The 17,100-nt window shown below is 60.4% G+C and carries 15 protein-coding genes; 5 read left to right on the forward strand and 10 right to left on the reverse strand.

Annotated elements, in window-relative coordinates:
- Window positions 1-13: 13 nt before the first annotated feature.
- Both PF1751_RS10075 and PF1751_RS10080 read right to left on the reverse strand, forming a co-directional pair.
- Window positions 14-1,639 (reverse strand): MFS transporter, encoded by a 1,626-nt coding sequence (locus PF1751_RS10075; protein ID WP_010211312.1) that lies wholly within the window; start codon window positions 1,637-1,639, stop codon window positions 14-16.
- 74 nt (window positions 1,640-1,713) lie between these two features.
- Window positions 1,714-3,360 (reverse strand): GMC family oxidoreductase, encoded by a 1,647-nt coding sequence (locus tag PF1751_RS10080; protein WP_044286965.1) that lies wholly within the window; start codon window positions 3,358-3,360, stop codon window positions 1,714-1,716.
- Window positions 3,361-3,488: 128 nt separating this feature from the next.
- Here PF1751_RS10080 and PF1751_RS10085 point away from each other — a divergent pair, with 128 nt between their 5' ends.
- Window positions 3,489-4,382, forward strand: coding sequence for a LysR family transcriptional regulator (locus PF1751_RS10085; RefSeq protein ID WP_010211310.1), 894 nt, complete (start codon window positions 3,489-3,491; stop codon window positions 4,380-4,382).
- A gap of 5 nt (window positions 4,383-4,387) precedes the next feature.
- On the opposite strand, the gene PF1751_RS10090 is transcribed toward PF1751_RS10085, so the two are convergent.
- The 4 genes from PF1751_RS10090 to PF1751_RS10105 form a co-directional block, all read right to left on the reverse strand.
- A complete protein-coding gene (locus tag PF1751_RS10090) occupies window positions 4,388-6,247 on the reverse strand; it encodes a DUF3857 domain-containing transglutaminase family protein (RefSeq protein WP_044286966.1) in 1,860 nt (619 codons plus the stop codon).
- A 148-nt stretch (window positions 6,248-6,395) separates the two neighbouring features.
- A complete protein-coding gene (locus tag PF1751_RS10095; protein WP_044286967.1) occupies window positions 6,396-7,496 on the reverse strand; it encodes a DNA alkylation repair protein in 1,101 nt (366 codons plus the stop codon).
- Between the two features lie 18 nt (window positions 7,497-7,514).
- Window positions 7,515-8,861 carry a glutamine synthetase family protein gene (locus PF1751_RS10100; RefSeq protein WP_010211307.1) on the reverse strand — a complete coding sequence of 449 codons (1,347 nt, stop codon included), beginning with the start codon at window positions 8,859-8,861 and terminating at the stop codon, window positions 7,515-7,517.
- Between the two features lie 11 nt (window positions 8,862-8,872).
- Complete coding sequence (locus tag PF1751_RS10105) at window positions 8,873-9,430, reverse strand: helix-turn-helix domain-containing protein (protein WP_010211306.1); 558 nt, start codon at window positions 9,428-9,430, stop codon at window positions 8,873-8,875.
- Window positions 9,431-9,583: 153 nt separating this feature from the next.
- Between PF1751_RS10105 and PF1751_RS10110 the strand changes: the two genes are divergently transcribed.
- Both PF1751_RS10110 and PF1751_RS10115 read left to right on the forward strand, forming a co-directional pair.
- On the forward strand, window positions 9,584-9,892 hold the full coding sequence (locus PF1751_RS10110; protein WP_010211305.1) for an RcnB family protein: 309 nt from the start codon (window positions 9,584-9,586) through the stop codon (window positions 9,890-9,892).
- 77 nt (window positions 9,893-9,969) lie between these two features.
- Complete coding sequence (locus PF1751_RS10115) at window positions 9,970-11,163, forward strand: MFS transporter (RefSeq protein ID WP_042571491.1); 1,194 nt, start codon at window positions 9,970-9,972, stop codon at window positions 11,161-11,163.
- Here PF1751_RS10115 and PF1751_RS10120 read toward each other — a convergent pair.
- Together PF1751_RS10120 and PF1751_RS10125 are read right to left on the reverse strand one after the other, a co-directional pair.
- Window positions 11,126-11,398, reverse strand: a complete 273-nt coding sequence (locus PF1751_RS10120; RefSeq protein WP_010211303.1) for a DUF1652 domain-containing protein — start codon at window positions 11,396-11,398, stop codon at window positions 11,126-11,128. The two genes, PF1751_RS10115 and PF1751_RS10120, sit on opposite strands and share 38 nt — an antisense overlap.
- Window positions 11,399-11,507: 109 nt before the next feature.
- Window positions 11,508-12,998 (reverse strand): PAS domain S-box protein, encoded by a 1,491-nt coding sequence (locus PF1751_RS10125; protein WP_010211302.1) that lies wholly within the window; start codon window positions 12,996-12,998, stop codon window positions 11,508-11,510.
- A 175-nt stretch (window positions 12,999-13,173) separates the two neighbouring features.
- Here PF1751_RS10125 and PF1751_RS10130 point away from each other — a divergent pair, with 175 nt between their 5' ends.
- Together PF1751_RS10130 and PF1751_RS10135 are read left to right on the forward strand one after the other, a co-directional pair.
- Window positions 13,174-14,142, forward strand: coding sequence for a hypothetical protein (locus tag PF1751_RS10130; RefSeq protein ID WP_010211300.1), 969 nt, complete (start codon window positions 13,174-13,176; stop codon window positions 14,140-14,142).
- Between the two features lie 165 nt (window positions 14,143-14,307).
- A complete protein-coding gene (locus PF1751_RS10135; protein WP_021493370.1) occupies window positions 14,308-14,928 on the forward strand; it encodes a transglycosylase SLT domain-containing protein in 621 nt (206 codons plus the stop codon).
- Between the two features lie 52 nt (window positions 14,929-14,980).
- Here PF1751_RS10135 and PF1751_RS10140 read toward each other — a convergent pair whose 3' ends face one another.
- Both PF1751_RS10140 and PF1751_RS10145 read right to left on the reverse strand, forming a co-directional pair.
- Window positions 14,981-16,153: a hypothetical protein gene (locus PF1751_RS10140; RefSeq protein WP_167337366.1), complete on the reverse strand. Its 1,173-nt coding sequence runs from the start codon at window positions 16,151-16,153 to the stop codon at window positions 14,981-14,983.
- A gap of 14 nt (window positions 16,154-16,167) precedes the next feature.
- Window positions 16,168-17,055: a nitrilase family protein gene (locus PF1751_RS10145; RefSeq protein WP_042571494.1), complete on the reverse strand. Its 888-nt coding sequence runs from the start codon at window positions 17,053-17,055 to the stop codon at window positions 16,168-16,170.
- Window positions 17,056-17,100 lie beyond the last annotated feature (45 nt).

Genomic DNA, 17,100 nt, shown 5'->3' on the forward strand with positions numbered 1-17,100 from the left:
TCAGGAGACCGGGTTAGTTCTTATCGATATCCACATGCCGCGTTTCCTTGAGGCAGATCATTCCCACAATCAGGCTCACGCCGGTCACCACCACCGGGTACCACAGGCCATAGAAAATATCGCCGGTGTACACCACCAGGGCGAACGATACGGTCGGCAGGAACCCGCCAAACCAGCCGTTGCCGATGTGGTAAGGCAGGGACATCGAGGTGTAGCGGATGCGTGTCGGGAACAATTCCACCATCAACGCTGCCAGCGGGCCGTAGCACATCGCGGCGATCAGGATCAGCGCCACGATCAGTACCACCACCATGGTCTTGTTGACCTGGGCCACATCCGCCGAAGACGGGTAGCCGGCGAGGGTCACGGCGCCGCGCAGGGCTTTTTCGTCAAACCCTTCGATCCGCACGTCGCCCACGCTCACCTGTACCGGGCTGCCGGCCGGAGCGGCGGCGCTGCTGTAAGGCAGGCCCTGCTTGACGAGGAAGGTCTTGACCTTGTCGCACGGGCTGTCGAATTTCGCCTTGCCCACCGGGTCGAACTGGAAGGTGCAGGTGGCCGGGTCGGCCAGCACGGTGATCGGTGCCTGGTTGCTGGCCTGGTCCATCGCCGGGTTGGTGTAGTGCGCCAGACTCTTGAAGATCGGGAAGTACAGTGCGGTCGCCAGCAACAGACCGAGCATCAGCACCGGTTTGCGTCCCACTTTGTCCGACAGCCAGCCAAAGAAGATGAAAAACGGTGCGCCAATCACCACGCTGATGATCAGCAGCATGTTGGCCAGGGCAGGGTCCATTTTCAGGAACTGCGTGAGGAAGAACAGCACATAGAACTGCGCCGCATAGAAAGTCACCGCCTGGCCGCCGTTGATACTGAACAGGGCAATCAGCACGATCTTGAGGTTTTCCCATTTGCCGAATGAATCGCGGATCGGCGACTTGCTGGCCTTGCCTTCCTCTTTCATTTTCAGGAACGCCGGCGACTCATGCAGGCTCATGCGGATCCAGGTGGAAATACCCAGCAGCACGATGGAGAACAGGAACGGAATGCGCCAGCCCCACACTTCGAACTGGTCCCCGGTGAAGTAACGGCAGGCCAGCACTACCAGCAACGACAGCAACAGGCCGAGCGTTGCGGTGGACTGAATCCAGCTGGTGTGGAACCCACGCTTGCCCGCAGGCGCATGCTCCGCCACATACGTGGCCGCGCCGCCGTATTCGCCGCCCAGCGCCAGGCCTTGCAGCATGCGCAGGACGATCAGGATGATCGGCGCTGCAATACCGATACTGGCGTAGGTCGGCAGCAGCCCGACGCAGAAAGTCGCCACGCCCATCAGGATGATGGTGACCAAAAAGGTGTATTTGCGCCCGATCATGTCGCCCAGGCGGCCAAACACCAGTGCACCGAACGGGCGCACCACAAAGCCGGCCGCGAAGGCCATCAAGGCAAAGATGAACGCCGTGGTGTCGTTGACCCCGGCAAAGAACTGCTTGCTGATCACCGCCGCCAGGGCGCCGTAGAGGAAAAAGTCATACCACTCGAACACCGTCCCCAGGGACGAGGCGAAGATGACCTTCTTGGATTCGTTGCGGGTGATGGCGGTATTGACCGCCGCGCCCAGGGGTTGAGCTTGTTCTGACATCGGGTAGCCCTCACAGTGATTATTTATTGTTGTTCCACTGTCGGCGCCAACCTCAGCGCCGGTTGTCCTACGGGTCATGCGGGTGCAGTCATTTCTCTCTCGGGGGCAAGGTTCCTTGTAGTCGGCGAAAGGATCAGCTGGGCGGCCTTCTCCGCGATCATCAGCGTAGGCGAACAGGTGTTGCCGGACGTGATGCGCGGCATGACGGACGCATCGGCGATGCGCAATCCGGGCACCCCGTGCACCCGCAGTTGAGCATCCACCACCGCGTCTTTATCGCTGCCCATGCGGCAAGTGCCGACCGGGTGGAAGATCGTCGTCCCGATACGCGCGGCGGCTTCGTGCAATTGCTCTTCGGACTGCAGCGAATCGCCCGGCAGGTATTCCACCGGTTTGAACTGGCTCAGGGCGGGTGCGGAAACAATACGGCGTGTCAGGCGAATCGCGTCGGCGGCCACCCGCAAGTCTTCCGGATGACTGAGGTAGTTAGGGCGGATCAGCGGTGCGTCCGCCGGGTTGGCCGAGCGAATGTCGATTCGTCCGCGGCTTTGCGGGCGCAAGTCGCAGACCGATGCGGTAAACGCCGGAAATGCGTGCAGCGGTTCGCCAAAGCGCTCAAGCGACAGCGGCTGTACATGGTATTCGAGGTTGGCCGACGTCTGTTCCGGGCCCGAGCGGGCAAACGCGCCGAGTTGGCTGGGCGCCATCGACAACGGGCCGCTGCGGTCGTACAGGTAGCGCAGGCCCATGCCCATCTTGCCCCACAGCGTGCCCGCGATCTGGTTGAGGGTGCGGGCGTTTTCCAGCTTATAGATGAGCCGAAGTTGCAGGTGGTCTTGCAGGTTGCCACCGACGCCCGGCAATTCATGCAGTACGTCGATGCCCAAAGGTTTAAGCACATTGGACGGGCCAATCCCCGAGCGCTGCAGGATGCCAGGCGACCCGACGGAGCCGGCGCACAGCACGATCTCCTTGCGCGCTTTCCAGCTCACCTGTTGGCCATGTTGGCGCGCGATCACCTGGGAGGCCCGACCGTTTTCCAGCAGCACGCGGTTTACGTCCACGTCGGTCAACACCGTCAGATTGGGGCGCTGGCGGACCGGCTTTAGGAACGCCTTGGCCGCGTTCCAGCGTACGCCGGCCTTTTGATTGACCTGGAAGTAGCCGCAGCCTTCGTTGTCGCCCTGATTGAAGTCGTTGACAGGGGCGATGCCACTCTGCGCTGCCGCATCACGAAAGGCATCCAGGATCGGCCAATGCAGGCGCTGCTGTTCGACGCGCCATTCACCGCCGTCGCTATGGAATTCCGAGCCGCCGGCAAAGTGGTTTTCGCTCTGCTTGAACAGCGGCAGCACGTCTTTCCAAGCCCAACCTGCGTTGCCTTCTGCCGCCCAGCCGTCGTAATCCTGAGCCTGGCCGCGCATGTAAATCATGCCGTTGATGGACGAGCAGCCGCCCAGCACCTTGCCCCGTGGGTAACTCAGCGCACGGCCTTGCAGGCCTTCCTGGGCTTCGGTCTTGAAGCACCAGTCGGTGCGCGGGTTGCCGATGCAGAACAGGTAGCCGACGGGAATATGGATCCAGGGGTAATTGTCGCGGCCGCCGGCTTCAAGCAGCAGCACCCGGTGAGCAGGGTTGGCGGACAGTCGATTGGCCAGCAGGCAGCCGGCGGGGCCGGCGCCTACGACGATGTAATCGTATTCAGCAGTAGCAATGGGCATCGCAAGCCTCGCTTGTTTTTCTTATGGTTCCATCCTAGTTGTTAGTTTTCGTCTTAAAAATGTTAGTTTTTACCCAACTGCTGTGCGTTTTTAAACAGCGTAACCGAGGCTCATGCAATGGAGGCGTTATGTTCGACTGGAACGATCTGCGGTACTTTCTCGAGTTGCAGCGCAGCGGCCGCCTGCTCACCGCCGCGCAACGCCTGAAAACCACGCATGCCACCGTGGCCCGGCACATCGAGGCCATCGAGAAGAGCCTCGGCACCGCACTGTTTGTGCAGCATGCCCAGGGCTACGAGCTGACCCCCGCCGGCGAAGCCCTGCTCAAGCATGCCGAAGCCATGGAAAACGTCGCGCTGCTGGCCGAAGACGAACTGACCCACTCCGCCGCGCCTCTGGGCAAGATCCGCCTCGGGGTGGCCGAAGGGTTGGGCGTGATGTTCCTCGCCAGCCGCATGGGCGGGCTGTTCGATCGCTACCCCGGATTGGAAGTGGAATTGGTGGCGGTGCCCCGCTTTGTCAGCATCCTCAACCGCGAAGCGGAAATCAGCATCCATCTTGAGCGTCCCAGCGTCGATCAACTGGTCACACGCAAACTCACTGATTATCGCCTGGCCCTCTACGCCAGCCGCACTTATTTGGACCGCAACCCACCGATTGAGAAGCGCGAAGACCTCGCGGCACATGCGTGGATCGATTACGTGGACGACTTGCTGTTCAGCCAGGAACTCAAGTTTCTCAGCAGTTTCTGCCGCAACCCCAAGGTGGTGTTCCACAGCACCAGTGTGATCGCCCAGCACCAGGCCGCGCGATCCGGGTTGGGGATTGCAGTGTTGCCGTGCTTCATGGCCTCGGGCGATCCGGAATTGGTGCCGTTGCTGCCGGGGGAGGGGATCCAGCGCAGCTACTGGATCAGCTCGCGCCGGGAGTTGCACAAGTCGGTGCGGTTGCGGGTGTTGTGGGATTACGTGGTGGAATTGTGTGCGCGCGAGCAACGTTTGTTGCTCGGCGAACCCCTGTAGCCGCGTTAGAGTTTCACCACCTGATGCACCTGCTCCGCGCAAGCCCGCGCATCCTCAATCATCTTCCCGAACGCCGTGCTGACAATCTCGTCATGGCCCAACCATCGCACCTTCTGGCTCAGGCGATAGTGGTAGCGCAACCCGCCAGCCTGTCGTGAACCCTCCAGATCCATGTCGTACCAGGGCGAGCGCACCTGGCAGCCAGGGATAGTTTTTTCCATCTGCCCGCCGCTCAGGGTGATGGTGTAGTCATGGGTTTGCGGATTCCCCAGATCCAGCTCGGCCTGCTGCCCTTGTCGCCGATAGTTGATAAAGCCATCCCAACGACCCTTGAGCGATTCATCGCTGTACACATAGTCATTCGCCAGCTTTTCCAGCGCCCGCTGGTCATTCATCTGCGCCGTGACGGTATACCCGTCATGCACCACAAAGCCGGTGGCCGCGCGGGTGATGTGGCAGTCGCTGATCTCGTTGCCGAAGTTGGCGCAGATGTCCTGGTCGGTCGCGGTGCTGCCTTGCTGGCGGTCGGCGACGCTCAGTTGCATCAGCGGCAGGCGGCTGAAGGTGATCGTGGCCTGGGTGGTGCCGGCGCCTTGCTGGTCGTAGCGCACCTGTTTGTCCAGGCGCAGGGTGGTTTCGGGACGTTCCAGGGGGATATGTTCTTCGCGCACTTGACCCTGCGCGTCGTTGACCAGCACCCAACGGTCCTGGATGTCGGGCATGACTTGGCCGGGAGCAAACACCGGGTTGGTCGGGTCGAGCCACCACACCTGGCCGTCCACTTCGGCGCGCACGATCGCGTGGTTCGGCGCCTGGGTGCCGGGGATCAATAGCGATTCGACCACATCACCACGGCTGACCCAGGCGGTCTCGGCCTTGATGCCAGTGGCTTTGAGCAAGGCGGTCAGCAGGATTGCCAGGTCCTTGCAGTCGCCATAACCGTGCTGCTCGATTTCATCGAGGTTGAACGGCACATAGCCGCGCTCGGTCGCACGCCAATCACCCAGGTAACGGTAGTGATCGTTGATGTGCTGCATCAACGCGGCAATCTGTTCCGCCGGCGCCAAACCGCGTACGGCCGTTACAGCTGCAGCACTCTGCGGCGGCAGGTTGGCACCGAGGATCTGGTTGTAGGCTTGAGCGAAACCACCGAAGTACGCCTGGCGCTCCAGGGCGCTACCCACCTCGATACGCGGGATGCGCAACAACGCGGCGTTGGACGCTTCGTTGATGTAGTTGAGATAGGTCGGGGTCTTCTGCACCACGTCCAGGGTCTTGCCGTTCTGCGACACGCTCACGTTGAAACCCTCGAACAGTTCGCTGCGCCACTGGAGGGGGCGCTCTGCCGTAAACCGCGCTTTGAACCGGTCGCGCCGCGCCGGGCTGGGGCCGAATTTGAGGACGTAATGAAACTGGGTCATCAAGGGCTTGGCGGCGTGGTGCTCGCGCACGGTGTAGCGAATCTGCGTGCCGACGCGCAGGTTGGGGAAGGCCAGGGAGGTCTGCTTATCACGGCTGAAACCCTGGTCCGGGTTGGGCGCGGTGCGGGTGTCGATTTGCGTGGCATCCAGGGCCACCGGCTTGGCGCCGGGCTGGGTGGACTGCGCGCTGAGCACTTCGAAAGTGTCGTCCTCGGAGTAATCGAAGTCGATGCGCGAAAGCATTTCGCGGCCGTTCGGCTTGAGGATCGTATAGCGGTAGGTGGTGGTGCAGTCGGTACTGGCGTCACGGTTGAAGTGGCAGTGCAACTCGGTGTCGCTGGCCAGTGGCGCTTCGGCCAGGGGCTGTAGCGCGGCGAACACGCCAGGAGCGGCAAGCCCCAGGCTGAGTGCAATCAGGGGGCGGTGAAACGAAAAACGGTACATGGGCGCCTCAGGTGACACATTGAAACAGCTACCCCGACGGGTAGCGAGAAGGCGCTGGATGATAATGGGTCGCAACTGAGAAAGCCAGGATTGTTCGACAATTATTACGGCTGAAAGGCCCGTTCTAGAGCCTTTTCTTTGATTTGTGTCAGTCGTCTCGCAGTTCGAAGTCGGCGCTGGCTAGCTTCTCTCCGTTGATCAGCACGTGGACCAAGTGTTTGCCGGGGTAATGCTTACGCGTGGTCAACTCGCGGATATGTTGCTCGCGTCGCAGGCTGTGACACTCGCCCGCGCCGAGGGTAAACGCCTTGAGCTTGAACACCTTCGCCGCACTGTGGCCGGCGCTTTTCACGTAGTCGATGGCGTAGTCCACCACCAGCTTCTGTGGCGTGGCGGCCGTAGATTCGAGGGTGAAGGAGAGGTTGATGCGTTCGCCCAGGTTGATCACCGCTGGCGTGACCTGCAGGTGGTGGATCTGCACCTCGGCCTTGGCGCCGGCGCCGATGATCGTCAGCGCGCGGGTGTTGCCTTGCTTGATCAGGCTGCGCAAGGCATGGCGGGCGATCCACGCGGTATGAGGGTTATCCAGGCTCCAGCCCTCGATCAGGCTGAGCACCCAGTCCGGATGATCCTTGGTGATGTCATTGAGGTGGTTGGCCACGGACTTGCGCACGTAGAGACTGCTGTCGGCCTTGAGGTTGTCGAGGATCAACGCGCACAGCTCAGGGTCAGCCTGCACCTGGGCCAGGCGGAATGACCACGGCAGGCGCGGTCTTGAACCTTCACTGGCGAGGCGGCGCACGTGCTCGTTGTCATCCAGCGACCAGGCTTGCATCACCGCCAGCGTGCGCGGGAAATCGTGCAGCAAAAAGTGGCGGATGGCGAATTCGGCGGAGCCAAAGGTGGTGAAGTACTTGAGCGCGGCCATGGAGCGCTTGAAGTCATCCAGCCCGTAACTCGCCACGAAATGCGGCAGGAACAGGCTGACAAACGCGCTGTTCAGGCGCGGGGCCAGCGCGTAAAGCACCTTGAGGGTCTGCGGATAGTCCAGCGGGATCACCGCGTACAGACTCTCGCTGACCCGCGCCATGCGCTGCATCACCGACAACTCGGCCAACCCGGCCTTGGCGTGCTTGAGGAAGCCCTTGGCGTCGAACGCCGGGTACACCGCCGTCATCTCATTGGCGATGTGTTGCAGGCGTTCGACGTTGAAGATGTCCTTGAGGGCCGGGGCGCTTTGGTCGGTCATCGGTGATTCCAGTGGCGGTTAGAGAAACCAGCGGTATTCCCGCGCGTGGATCTCTTGTTGGAAGGCCAGATGGTCCTGGCGTTTGTTTTCGCAGTACACGTCGACAAATTCGGCGCCCAGCTTATCGCGCAATACCGGTTGATGCTGCATGGCGCGCACGGCGTCAAGCATTTCCAGGGGGAAGTCAGTGCCGCTGCTGCGGTCCTCGTTCAGCGGGGCGATGGGTTCGTGCTTGGTTTCCAGGCCGTGCTCTAGGCCGACGAGGATCGCCGCCAGCACCAGATACGGGTTGGCATCGGCACTGGCCAGGCGATGCTCGATGCGCAGGTTGCGTGGGTCGGACTCGGGGATGCGCACGCACGCGTCGCGGTCTTCAAAACCCCAGCTCGCACGGGTGGCGGCGTTGACCGTAGCGCCCAGGCGGCGGAAGGCGTTGTGGTTGGGCGAGAAGATCGGCATGCAGTGGGGCAACAATTCCAGGCAACCGGCCACGGCATGGCGCAACGGTTGCTGCTGGTGCGCTGCCAGCAGGTTATTGCCCGCGCCGTCATACAGGCTGACATGCACGTGCATGCCGCTGCCGGGGTATTGCAGGTAGGGCTTGGCCATGAAGCTGGCGCGGTAACCGTGCTTGAGCGCCACGCCCCGGGTGCTGCGGCAGAACAGGGCGGCCCAGTCGGCGGCGCGCATTCCATCGTCGAGGTGACCGAAGTTGATCTCAAACTGACCGGGTCCGATTTCAGCGGTTATCACCGTAATGTCTACGCCCTGGTCCTTGGCGGTTTGCGCCATGTCGTCCAGCACTTCACTGAAGCGCGACAGCCGTTCGATATGCAGGTTGGGCTGGTCGTCGGCGTCATCGCTCAGTGGGTCGCGAGCAAATTGCGGCAGCCCGTTGTCGAGTTTTTTGTCGAACAGATAAAACTCCAGCTCGAACGCCACCACCGGGTGAATACCCTTGTGCTGCAGGCGCTCCAGCACTTTGGCCAGCACTTCACGGGGTTCGAATTCGATGGGCGCTTCGGTGCCGTCTGATGTGATCAGCATCTGACCCAATGGCTGCGATTCCCAACTCACCGGCTTGAGCGTGCCCGGCACCAAGCGGCGGTTGGCATCCGGGTCGCCGTCGTTGAAGCAATAGTCGCCAATCTTGAACAGCCCGCCCTGGACCCCCAGCAGCACGGCGTTTTGCGGTAGCTTCAACGGGCTGCCGGCGGCGACTTTTTCCAGCATCTCGATGGGATAACGCTTGCCGTAGAAATGCCCGGGAATGTCCAGGGCGATCAGGTCGACATAACGCACGTCGGGATGGTTCTGGCGAAAGGTCCGGACTTCGGCCAGTAACGTGGAGGCATGGCTTTTCACGGGTGCAGCTCCTAGTTGTAAACCCACAACACGCGGGCGGGCAGGTCGGTCAGATTGGCGTAGCGGCAATGGGCAAAGCTGGCCAGGTGAAAGCTGTCGCCGGGGCCGAGGGTGACGGAGTCGGCCTCACCCTCTACCCACAGCGTCAACTCGCCCTCCAGCACAAAACCGGCCTGCTCGGCGCGGTCGCTCATGGTTTGTTCGCCGCTGTTGGCACCGGGCGCCAACAGGCTGTCGAGCATCGAAAAGGCGCCGTTCATGCTCGGCGAGACGAGGATGTCGGTGATGCCATTGGCGTAATACACCGTGCGCCGCTCGTTGGGGCGCGTGATCCAGTCCACGGCCTTGGGCTTGGGCTGGCTGTAGAAGTAGGTGGTCGGGACATCGAGCGCGTGGCTGATGGCGGTGAGGTCCGCCACCGTCGGGCGTGACAGGCCGCGCTCGACCTGGGACAGGAAACCCACCGAGCGCTCGATTTTTTGCGCGAGCTGGGCGAGGGTAAGCTTTTTGTGCTTGCGCAGGTCGTGGATCAGCGCGGCGAGGGTGGCGAGTTCTTCTTGTGGGGTCATGAAATATATTTCGATAAATTTCATGAAAAATTACAGGATTTATTTCACGCAGGCAATGACGTCCTTCAAGCGGTTGGGTGTGAGGCTTGATTGAATGATCATGCGCGCTAGCGGTCCGAAGTTGGGTACGCACCATTCATTGAAGGAGCACCCATGAAGTCCAGATCCCTACTCGCCTGCCTGCTGGTCGCCACCAGCCTGTCCACCGCCAGCTTCGTCGTGCAGGCCGGTGATACCCCTCAGGAAACCGTGCAACCTTCGAATATCAACACCCGCGACCTGAAAGAAGGCGACCGTGCGCCTGATATCCTGATGCGCAAGGAGTCGGCTGTCAGCGACTGGAAAAAACGCGGACTCAAACAGCCTGAAGAAGACAGCCAGTGGGCGCGGGTGGGCGATAAATTCGTGCTGCTCAAGACCACCAACGGCACCATCCTTGAGATCACGCCCGTCAAGAAATGACCTTGCATTTCTGCCCTGTTCTTGAGTTAAGGTAACCGGCTGAAAAGTCCGCGTTACCTTCAAGGAAAGAGAGCAGGATGCTTGCCACAATAAGAAACTACCCCCGCACCGTTAACCTGCTGCTGTCCGCCACGTTGCTGCTCACGCTGGCCAAGGCAATCACGTTTCCGTACCTGGTGATTTACCTCACCAGTCACTTCGCCCTCGATATCACACAGGTCGGTCTGGTGATCGGCAGTTCGCTGATCGTCGGCTCGCTGCTCAGCGTGTATGGCGGGTTTCTGGTCGACCGTATCAACAGTTATCGGTTGCTGCTGGCCTTCAGCGTGTTGTTTGTGCTGGGCTTCATCGGCACCGTGCTGGCGCGGAATATCTGGGCGTTCTACAGCTGCCTGATCCTGATCAACCTGGCTTACGCGGTAATCGATATCGCCGTCAAAGCCGGCTTCGCCAGCCTGTTGCCCGAAGATGCACGTAGCGAAGTGTTTTCCATCAAGTACACCCTGACCAATATTGGCTATGCCGTAGGGCCTTTTTTCGGGGCGATGATTGCCAAGCTGGATATCAGCTTGCCGTTCATCCTTTCGGCGCTGCTGGGGGTGAGTTTTTTCCTGCTGTACTGGCGCTGGGGCGACCGTACTCTGACGACCGTGGATGCCACGCAAAAGCCAGTGCCGTTCCTTGCCGTCGGCCGGGTGTTGTTAAGGGATCATCGCCTAGTCTGCTTCACCCTAGGCGGCGTGCTCAGCGCCGTGGTGTTCGGTCAGTTCACCGCGTGGCTGTCGCAATACCTGGTGACCACCACCACCGCCGAATACACCTACACCGTGGTCAGCGCTGTGCTGACCACCAACGCGGTGTTGGTGATTGCCCTGCAATACGTGATCGGGCGGCGTATTTCGCACCGCTACCTGGGCCAGTGGCTGATCGCGGGTCTGGGCATGTTCATGTTGGGAATCGTCGGATTCGCGCTGTCCACCAGTGTGTTGTGGTGGGTGCTGGCGATGGCGGTGTTCACGGTGGGGGAGATCATTGTGTTTCCGGCCGAGTACATGTTTATCGACCGAATTGCCCCGGACCACCTGCGCGGCATGTACTACGGGGCGCAGAATCTGTCCAACCTGGGGGCGGCTCTGGGGCCGGTGCTGTGTGGGCTAGTGCTGGCCAGCCTACCGGCCCACTACATGTTTTACATGCTGGGAGCGTTCATTGTCGGGGGCGGGGTGTTCTATTTCATCGGGGCGTCGTTAAAGGCAAATCATCCAGCGTGAGCTTGCCCATGGTGTTGCTGTGCAGTTCGTACCGCAACTCTTCCACCATCTTTTCGACTTCTTGCGGGGTTTGCAGCCGATTGGTGCTGATCCCGGTCACCACCAGGTCGACCCGGCCGGTTTCGGCGTCGTAGACCTTGAGGGTCAGCGACGCGTCCCTGCACAGGGTGAACTCACACGTCAGCGGCGACAGGCCTTCTTCGATGCAATTTCGCAGTTGCGAGAGGGTAAACATGCAAGTTCCTTCAGGGCAAAATGTTCGTTCCCTGAAGGGTAGGGCGCGCCTCGCGTTGCAATAAGGCGAATTCGCACTAGCCACACTAGTGCATTTGCACTTTCATGGCCTACTTCTTAACACGCAATTCCCCGGCAAACAGCCCGCGCTCACGGGCCCAAACGATGGCCGCGCTGCGGCTGTGCACGCCCAATTTCGAATACACCGTGGCCACATGGTTACGCACGGTATTGGGCGCCAGTGTCAGGCGTGAGGCGATCTCTTTGTCGGCCAGGCCCTCACAGATCAGGCCGAGCACGTCACGCTCACGGGCGGTGAGGTCGGTGTAGGCGATATTCGGCTTGTTGGGGCTGTTGACGCTTTTGGCGTTGGCGAGTTTTTCGATCAGCGTCTGGCTGAACCACGAGGCGTCCTGCATCACTTCCTCGATGGCCGCCACCAGCTCCAGCTCGGAGCGTTTGCGTTCGGTGATGTTCATCATCACCAATAGGTAGCACGGCACGTCCTCAATGATCACGGTGTCGGCGGACACCACGCAGTCGATCACCTCATTGCCTTTCTTGCGCACCTTGAGGTCCTGGCCGTCGAGGTTGCCGGCTTTTTCCAGGGTGGTGAACAACTGCGCGCCCGCCTGGGGGCTGTCGATAAAGCTGATGTCTTCGATGGACTTGCCGATCAGCTCTTCGCTGGTGTAGCCGGTGATGCTCATGAAGGCTTCGTTGATATCCACTACCTGGCGGTTGCTGGCGCTGCACACCAGGGTCGGAACGGGCGTCAGGCGGAAGGATTTGGCGAAGCGCTCCTCACTCTGGCGCAGCGCGATTTCTGCTTTGCGCCGCGGCTCCAGATCCATGAACGAAAACAGCATGCAGTCTTCTTCGTTCATGTCCAAAGGCTGACCGGCAACAATCACCAATTTGCTGCCGCCCTCAGGCAAACGCAGCTCGGCCTGCATCTGCGGGATGGTGGCGCCTTCACCCAGGCGCTGGATGGCCAGGTCCTTGCGTTCGGCCTGTTCCAGCACATCCAGCTCATAGACGGATTTACCGATGACCTGGTCGCGGTTGTAGCCGGTCATTTCCAGGAAACCCTGGTTGACCTTGATGTAACGCAAGTCACTCAGGCGACAGATCACCGCCGGCGCCGGGTTGGCGTTGAAGGTTTTTTCGAAGCGCTGTTCGGCGCTGGCCCATTCGGTGGCGTCGCTGAGGATCAGTACCAGTAATTCAGGCTCGCCACGGGAGTCGGTGATCACCAGGCTGCGCAGGCGGTGGACCCAGGTTTTCTCTTCATCGGCAGTGGGCGTGACTTCCACCACCACGTCGCTGAATTCATCGCCTGCGGCCGCTCGGGCCAACGGGTAGTTTTCTGGCTGTATTGGGTGGTTGTTGCGGTAGCGCAGGGCGAAGCGCTTGGCATATTGCTGGCCATCGGCCCCTAGCCCCATCACGTCGCCCACACCATGCATGGCGAGGGCTGCTTCGTTGGCCCAGAGAATAGTTTGATCCATCTCGGCCAGAATCACACCGTCGGACAGCCCGGAGATGATCTGCTGCAGTTGGCGACGGTTGGTTTCTTTGGCTAGAACGTCCTGGGTCATGAGATCTCCGGGGTTTTGGGCGCATGGAAAGTACGACATCCGCACCTCAGGATAGTGCAAAGAAAATCCGCAATACGGGGTACGAATGCACTAGATGACCTGGTGCATTTGAGCGGGGACGGCAAGCCGCAGGCTCGCCAGACTGAAATGGTCAATCACTGTAAAAGGATCGAACATGACCACTGTCTATGAAGCCAACCGTTCGCTGTTTCGCGTGTCCTGGAGTTCCGTGCTGGCCGGTAGTGCAATTGCGCTGGTGACCTACCTGGTGCTGAGTGTGCTGGGAACGGCCATCGGTGCCAGCGCTGTCGACCCGATGAAGGCGGGCAACCCGCTCAGCGGTTTTGGCACGGGCGCGGGGATCTGGCTGTTCGTCTCGACGCTGGTGGCAATCGGCGTGGGGGCCTTTGTGGCTGGGCGGACCGCCCCGGATCGTGGCGGCCTGCACGGCGTGCTCACCTGGACCCTGACCACCTTGCTCACTACTTGGCTGCTGGCCGGGCTGGCCGCCAGTGTCGTCGGCACCGCCGGTAATGTGGTGGGCAAGGGCCTGTCGGCAGCCGGAAGCGGCATCGCGGCGGCAGCGCCGGGCATTGGCGACAGCGTCAAGCAGCAACTGAACGAGCAGGGCATCCAGCTGGATTGGAACAGCCTGCAAGGTGAACTCGACACCTTGCTCAAGCAAAGCGGCAAGCCTGAGCTGGACCCGGCCAACGTCGAACAGAAATCCGATCAGGCCGCCGCCGATGGCAAACAGACCGCCACCGACGCTGCGATCAACCCGGCCCAGGCGGGCGATCAGTTGAAGCAATGGTTCGAGCGTGTCAAAGCGTCTGGTGAGCCTGCGTTGAATGCTGCGGATAAAGACGCGTTGGTCAACATCGTTGCTGCCCGCACCGGTAAGAGCAAGGCAGAGGCCACGCAGATCGTCGACAACTATGCCCAGGCTTACCAACAAGCCATGCAAAAGGTCGATGAGTTGAAGCAGCAGGCCGAGCAGAAAGCCCGTGAAGCCGGTGAAGTGGCGGCTCAACAACTCTCCCGTGCGGCTTGGAGCACCTTGGCTATGTTGCTGCTGGGCGCAGCGCTGAGTTTCTTTGTGGGACGCATGGCCCTGACCACGCGTCGAGTGCCGTTGGCTTAACGGCGTGTGCAGCAAGGACGCTGCTTTTCGCCGGCATCAAACCTGCCAGCGTCGGCAGCCATCCGGTTGCTGGATCAGTTGGGCAGGTGCGGATGACAGGTCGGCATCAACCTCAATGAATGGGTAAAATGCCGGCCTTTTACGCGTATCCCGCAAAGGTGCCCCTTGAGTGCAGGCAAAGCTGTCGGACTGTTATTACTCACATCCATGCTGGCGGCGTGCGGCACCTCGCCGCCACGCACGCCCAATGACCTCTGCGGTATCTTCCGCGAAAAGGACGACTGGTACGACGCCGCCAAAGTCACGCAAAAACGCTGGGGCGTGCCGATCCAGGTGCCGTTCGCCATCATGTATCAGGAGTCCGGCTTCCACCAGGACGCCCTGGCCCCACGCAAATACCTGTTGTGGATCATCCCCTGGGGCCGCGTTTCCACCGCTGCCGGCTACGCCCAGGCCAAGGACGAGGTGTGGAACGACTACCGCAAGAGTACTGGCCGCAGCGGCGCCAGCCGCCAGGACTTCGACGACGCCATCGACTTTGTCGGTTGGTACATGGACAAGACCTACACCGTTAACGGCGTATACAAATACGACGCTTACGGCCAGTACCTGAACTACCACGAAGGCTGGGGCGGCTACCGCCAGCGCACCTATGCCGCGAAGGCGTGGTTGCCGCCAGTGGCCAGCAAGGTACAGGCGCGTTCGCAGATGTATGCGGCGCAATATGCGCGGTGCAAGGATGATTTGGGGCGGGGGTTTTGGAGTCGGTTTTGGCGGTGGTTGTAAGAGGGTAAACGCTGTTCCCACGCTGCATGAATAGTGCAGCGTGGGGGAGGATCTACATCTTGATCAACCAGCCTACCAGAGGCACTATCATCAACGTACTCAACGCCATGGAAGTGACATTGCCTATATACGGATGAAAGTGTACGGGCAAGCGCCCCGCAATCGCAGAGGCCAGTGGCGGAGCGATCAGCGCCCCGAGCAGTGCACTTGAAGCGATGACTGTCCAACTGCCACCATGGGTCAATACAGCCGCCGGGACTACAGAGACCAGCGGAACGTAGGTCGGATACCAGCCTCGTTTCATCCACTGTTTTCGCCAGATCGCGACGCCCAACGCCGATGTCAACGCTTGGGCCGCCAGCAGGGGCAAGACCAGGCCTGATCCATACGCCGGGCTGATCGGGTTCAGTGCATAGGCCACCAGCACACCTGCCAGCAACCCGAGACTGGCGAGCTCGTTGCCGAAAAAAGGCGCTTCGGAAAAATCTGCCAGCACCCGACGCAGGCCCCAAACAATACCGTAAGTGGCCGGTCTGGCGGGTGCTGGCTTGGCGGGGGCTATGTAGTCAGAACTCACCAACGACGGCACTCGACGACACAGTACAAACGCAATGACACTGCCGATCGCCATGCCCACCACGTTGCCGATCACCACTGGAAGACCCAGTGGAACGCATACGAAGTTCACGATCAGCATGCAAATGGGTGTCACCAGCAATGCGCCCAATACAGCACCGTTTACAGCAACTTTCCAGCCACCGCCGAACATCAGCACCATGGCTGCCGGTAACGAGACGAATGCCGCAAACGTTGGCTGCCAGGTCTGTGCAGTGACGCTCCAGCCCCACAGAAGATTACTCAGCATTAGCCCCAGCAGTGAACTTGTCACCAGCCAAGGCCATAGCCCTGTTCCGTAGGAAATAGAAAATCCTTGCCAGGCTTTACCGTGCTTGCTCGCCCACCATGCCAGGTAGGCGCCGCTCAACAAACCGAGTGATGCCAATTCGTGCTTATAGAAGGCTACTTCGCTGATATCCCCGACTATCCATCGAAGCCAGGCAACAGGATGGGGCAGGCTTGCAACCATTTCGGCGTAGCCCGGCCATGACCATTGATTGCTGAGCGCCACCCAGAGCACCAGTACCATGCTGGCAAACCCCAACATCAGGACGGTGAGATCTACCCTGGACCGGCGGGCCCTCGTTTCGGTAATGAAGGTTTTCATATAGCGCCCTCCGATCAGCGTGGAAGGGCAGGGTGTCGGGAGTAGCCGAGCATTTGATCGTAGAGATCAATGCGTCGATCACGCTGCAGGTCATTGAGGCTGTTCCAGATCGGAGCACTGCGGGCGCTGGTGATATCAATGTCGGCGAACAGGATTTCCTGGCGATTGGCTGAAGCTACCGCGCCAATCGGCCAGCCGTTGGTTCCGGCAATCAACGAGCATCCGAGGTAACGCGCTTCACGCTCTTCGCCGATGCGGCTGGCGGCAGCGATAAACACGTTATTGACGTGGGCGGCGGTCATCGTCAGGTACGACGCCATGCATTTGCCTGCCTCATCGAATAGCGGCGGTGGCGTCCATACCCAATTGTTCAGGCTGCAAATAATATCGGCGCCCTGCTGGCTGAGAATACGTGGCACCTCCGGGAACCAGATATCCCAACAAATCAGCAAGCCAATACGGCCTATCGGTGTTTCAAATACTGGAAATCCGGTATCACCCGGAGTGAACCAGAGTTTTTCCAGGTTCCATAGATGTGCCTTGCGGTATTTGCCGATGAACCCGTCGGGACCTAGCAGCACAGCTGTGTTGAACAACTGCATACCGTCTATTTCACACAGGCCTGTCACCAGGTACACCTGGTGTTTGCAGGCAAAATCTATCCATGCCCGCACACTTTCGCCGCCTGGAATCAGCTCGGCATGATCAAAGGCATCCTGGCGACTGCTGAAGAAATACCCGCAATTGGTGAGCTCGGGCAGTACGATCAGGTTGGCTCCACCGTTTGCAGCTTCGGTCGCCAGTGCAAGACTTTGATGCAGGTTGCTGGACCGGTTGTTCATGCCAACCTGAGGGTCCAGTTGGATGACTGCTACGCGGGCGGGGCTTGCTGGTTCGCTCATGGCGGTGACCTCTTATTGTTATACAACCGGGAGTCGGTTGGGCGT

This window comes from Pseudomonas simiae (assembly GCF_000934565.1).
In the GTDB taxonomy this organism is placed as follows: domain Bacteria; phylum Pseudomonadota; class Gammaproteobacteria; order Pseudomonadales; family Pseudomonadaceae; genus Aquipseudomonas; species Aquipseudomonas simiae.

Excerpts from the sequence above, each read along its gene's own strand:
- PF1751_RS10075 (WP_010211312.1), bottom strand. The coding sequence starts at position 1,639 with ATGTCAGAACAAGCTCAACCCCTGGGCGCGGCGGTCAATACCGCCATC.
- PF1751_RS10080 (WP_044286965.1), bottom strand. The coding sequence starts at position 3,360 with ATGCCCATTGCTACTGCTGAATACGATTACATCGTCGTAGGCGCCGGC.
- PF1751_RS10085 (WP_010211310.1), top strand. The coding sequence starts at position 3,489 with ATGTTCGACTGGAACGATCTGCGGTACTTTCTCGAGTTGCAGCGCAGC.
- PF1751_RS10090 (WP_044286966.1), bottom strand. The coding sequence starts at position 6,247 with ATGTACCGTTTTTCGTTTCACCGCCCCCTGATTGCACTCAGCCTGGGG.
- PF1751_RS10095 (WP_044286967.1), bottom strand. The coding sequence starts at position 7,496 with ATGACCGACCAAAGCGCCCCGGCCCTCAAGGACATCTTCAACGTCGAA.
- PF1751_RS10105 (WP_010211306.1), bottom strand. The coding sequence starts at position 9,430 with ATGACCCCACAAGAAGAACTCGCCACCCTCGCCGCGCTGATCCACGAC.
- PF1751_RS10110 (WP_010211305.1), top strand. The coding sequence starts at position 9,584 with ATGAAGTCCAGATCCCTACTCGCCTGCCTGCTGGTCGCCACCAGCCTG.
- PF1751_RS10115 (WP_042571491.1), top strand. The coding sequence starts at position 9,970 with ATGCTTGCCACAATAAGAAACTACCCCCGCACCGTTAACCTGCTGCTG.
- PF1751_RS10120 (WP_010211303.1), bottom strand. The coding sequence starts at position 11,398 with ATGTTTACCCTCTCGCAACTGCGAAATTGCATCGAAGAAGGCCTGTCG.
- PF1751_RS10125 (WP_010211302.1), bottom strand. The coding sequence starts at position 12,998 with ATGACCCAGGACGTTCTAGCCAAAGAAACCAACCGTCGCCAACTGCAG.
- PF1751_RS10130 (WP_010211300.1), top strand. The coding sequence starts at position 13,174 with ATGACCACTGTCTATGAAGCCAACCGTTCGCTGTTTCGCGTGTCCTGG.
- PF1751_RS10140 (WP_167337366.1), bottom strand. The coding sequence starts at position 16,153 with ATGAAAACCTTCATTACCGAAACGAGGGCCCGCCGGTCCAGGGTAGAT.
- PF1751_RS10145 (WP_042571494.1), bottom strand. The coding sequence starts at position 17,055 with ATGAGCGAACCAGCAAGCCCCGCCCGCGTAGCAGTCATCCAACTGGAC.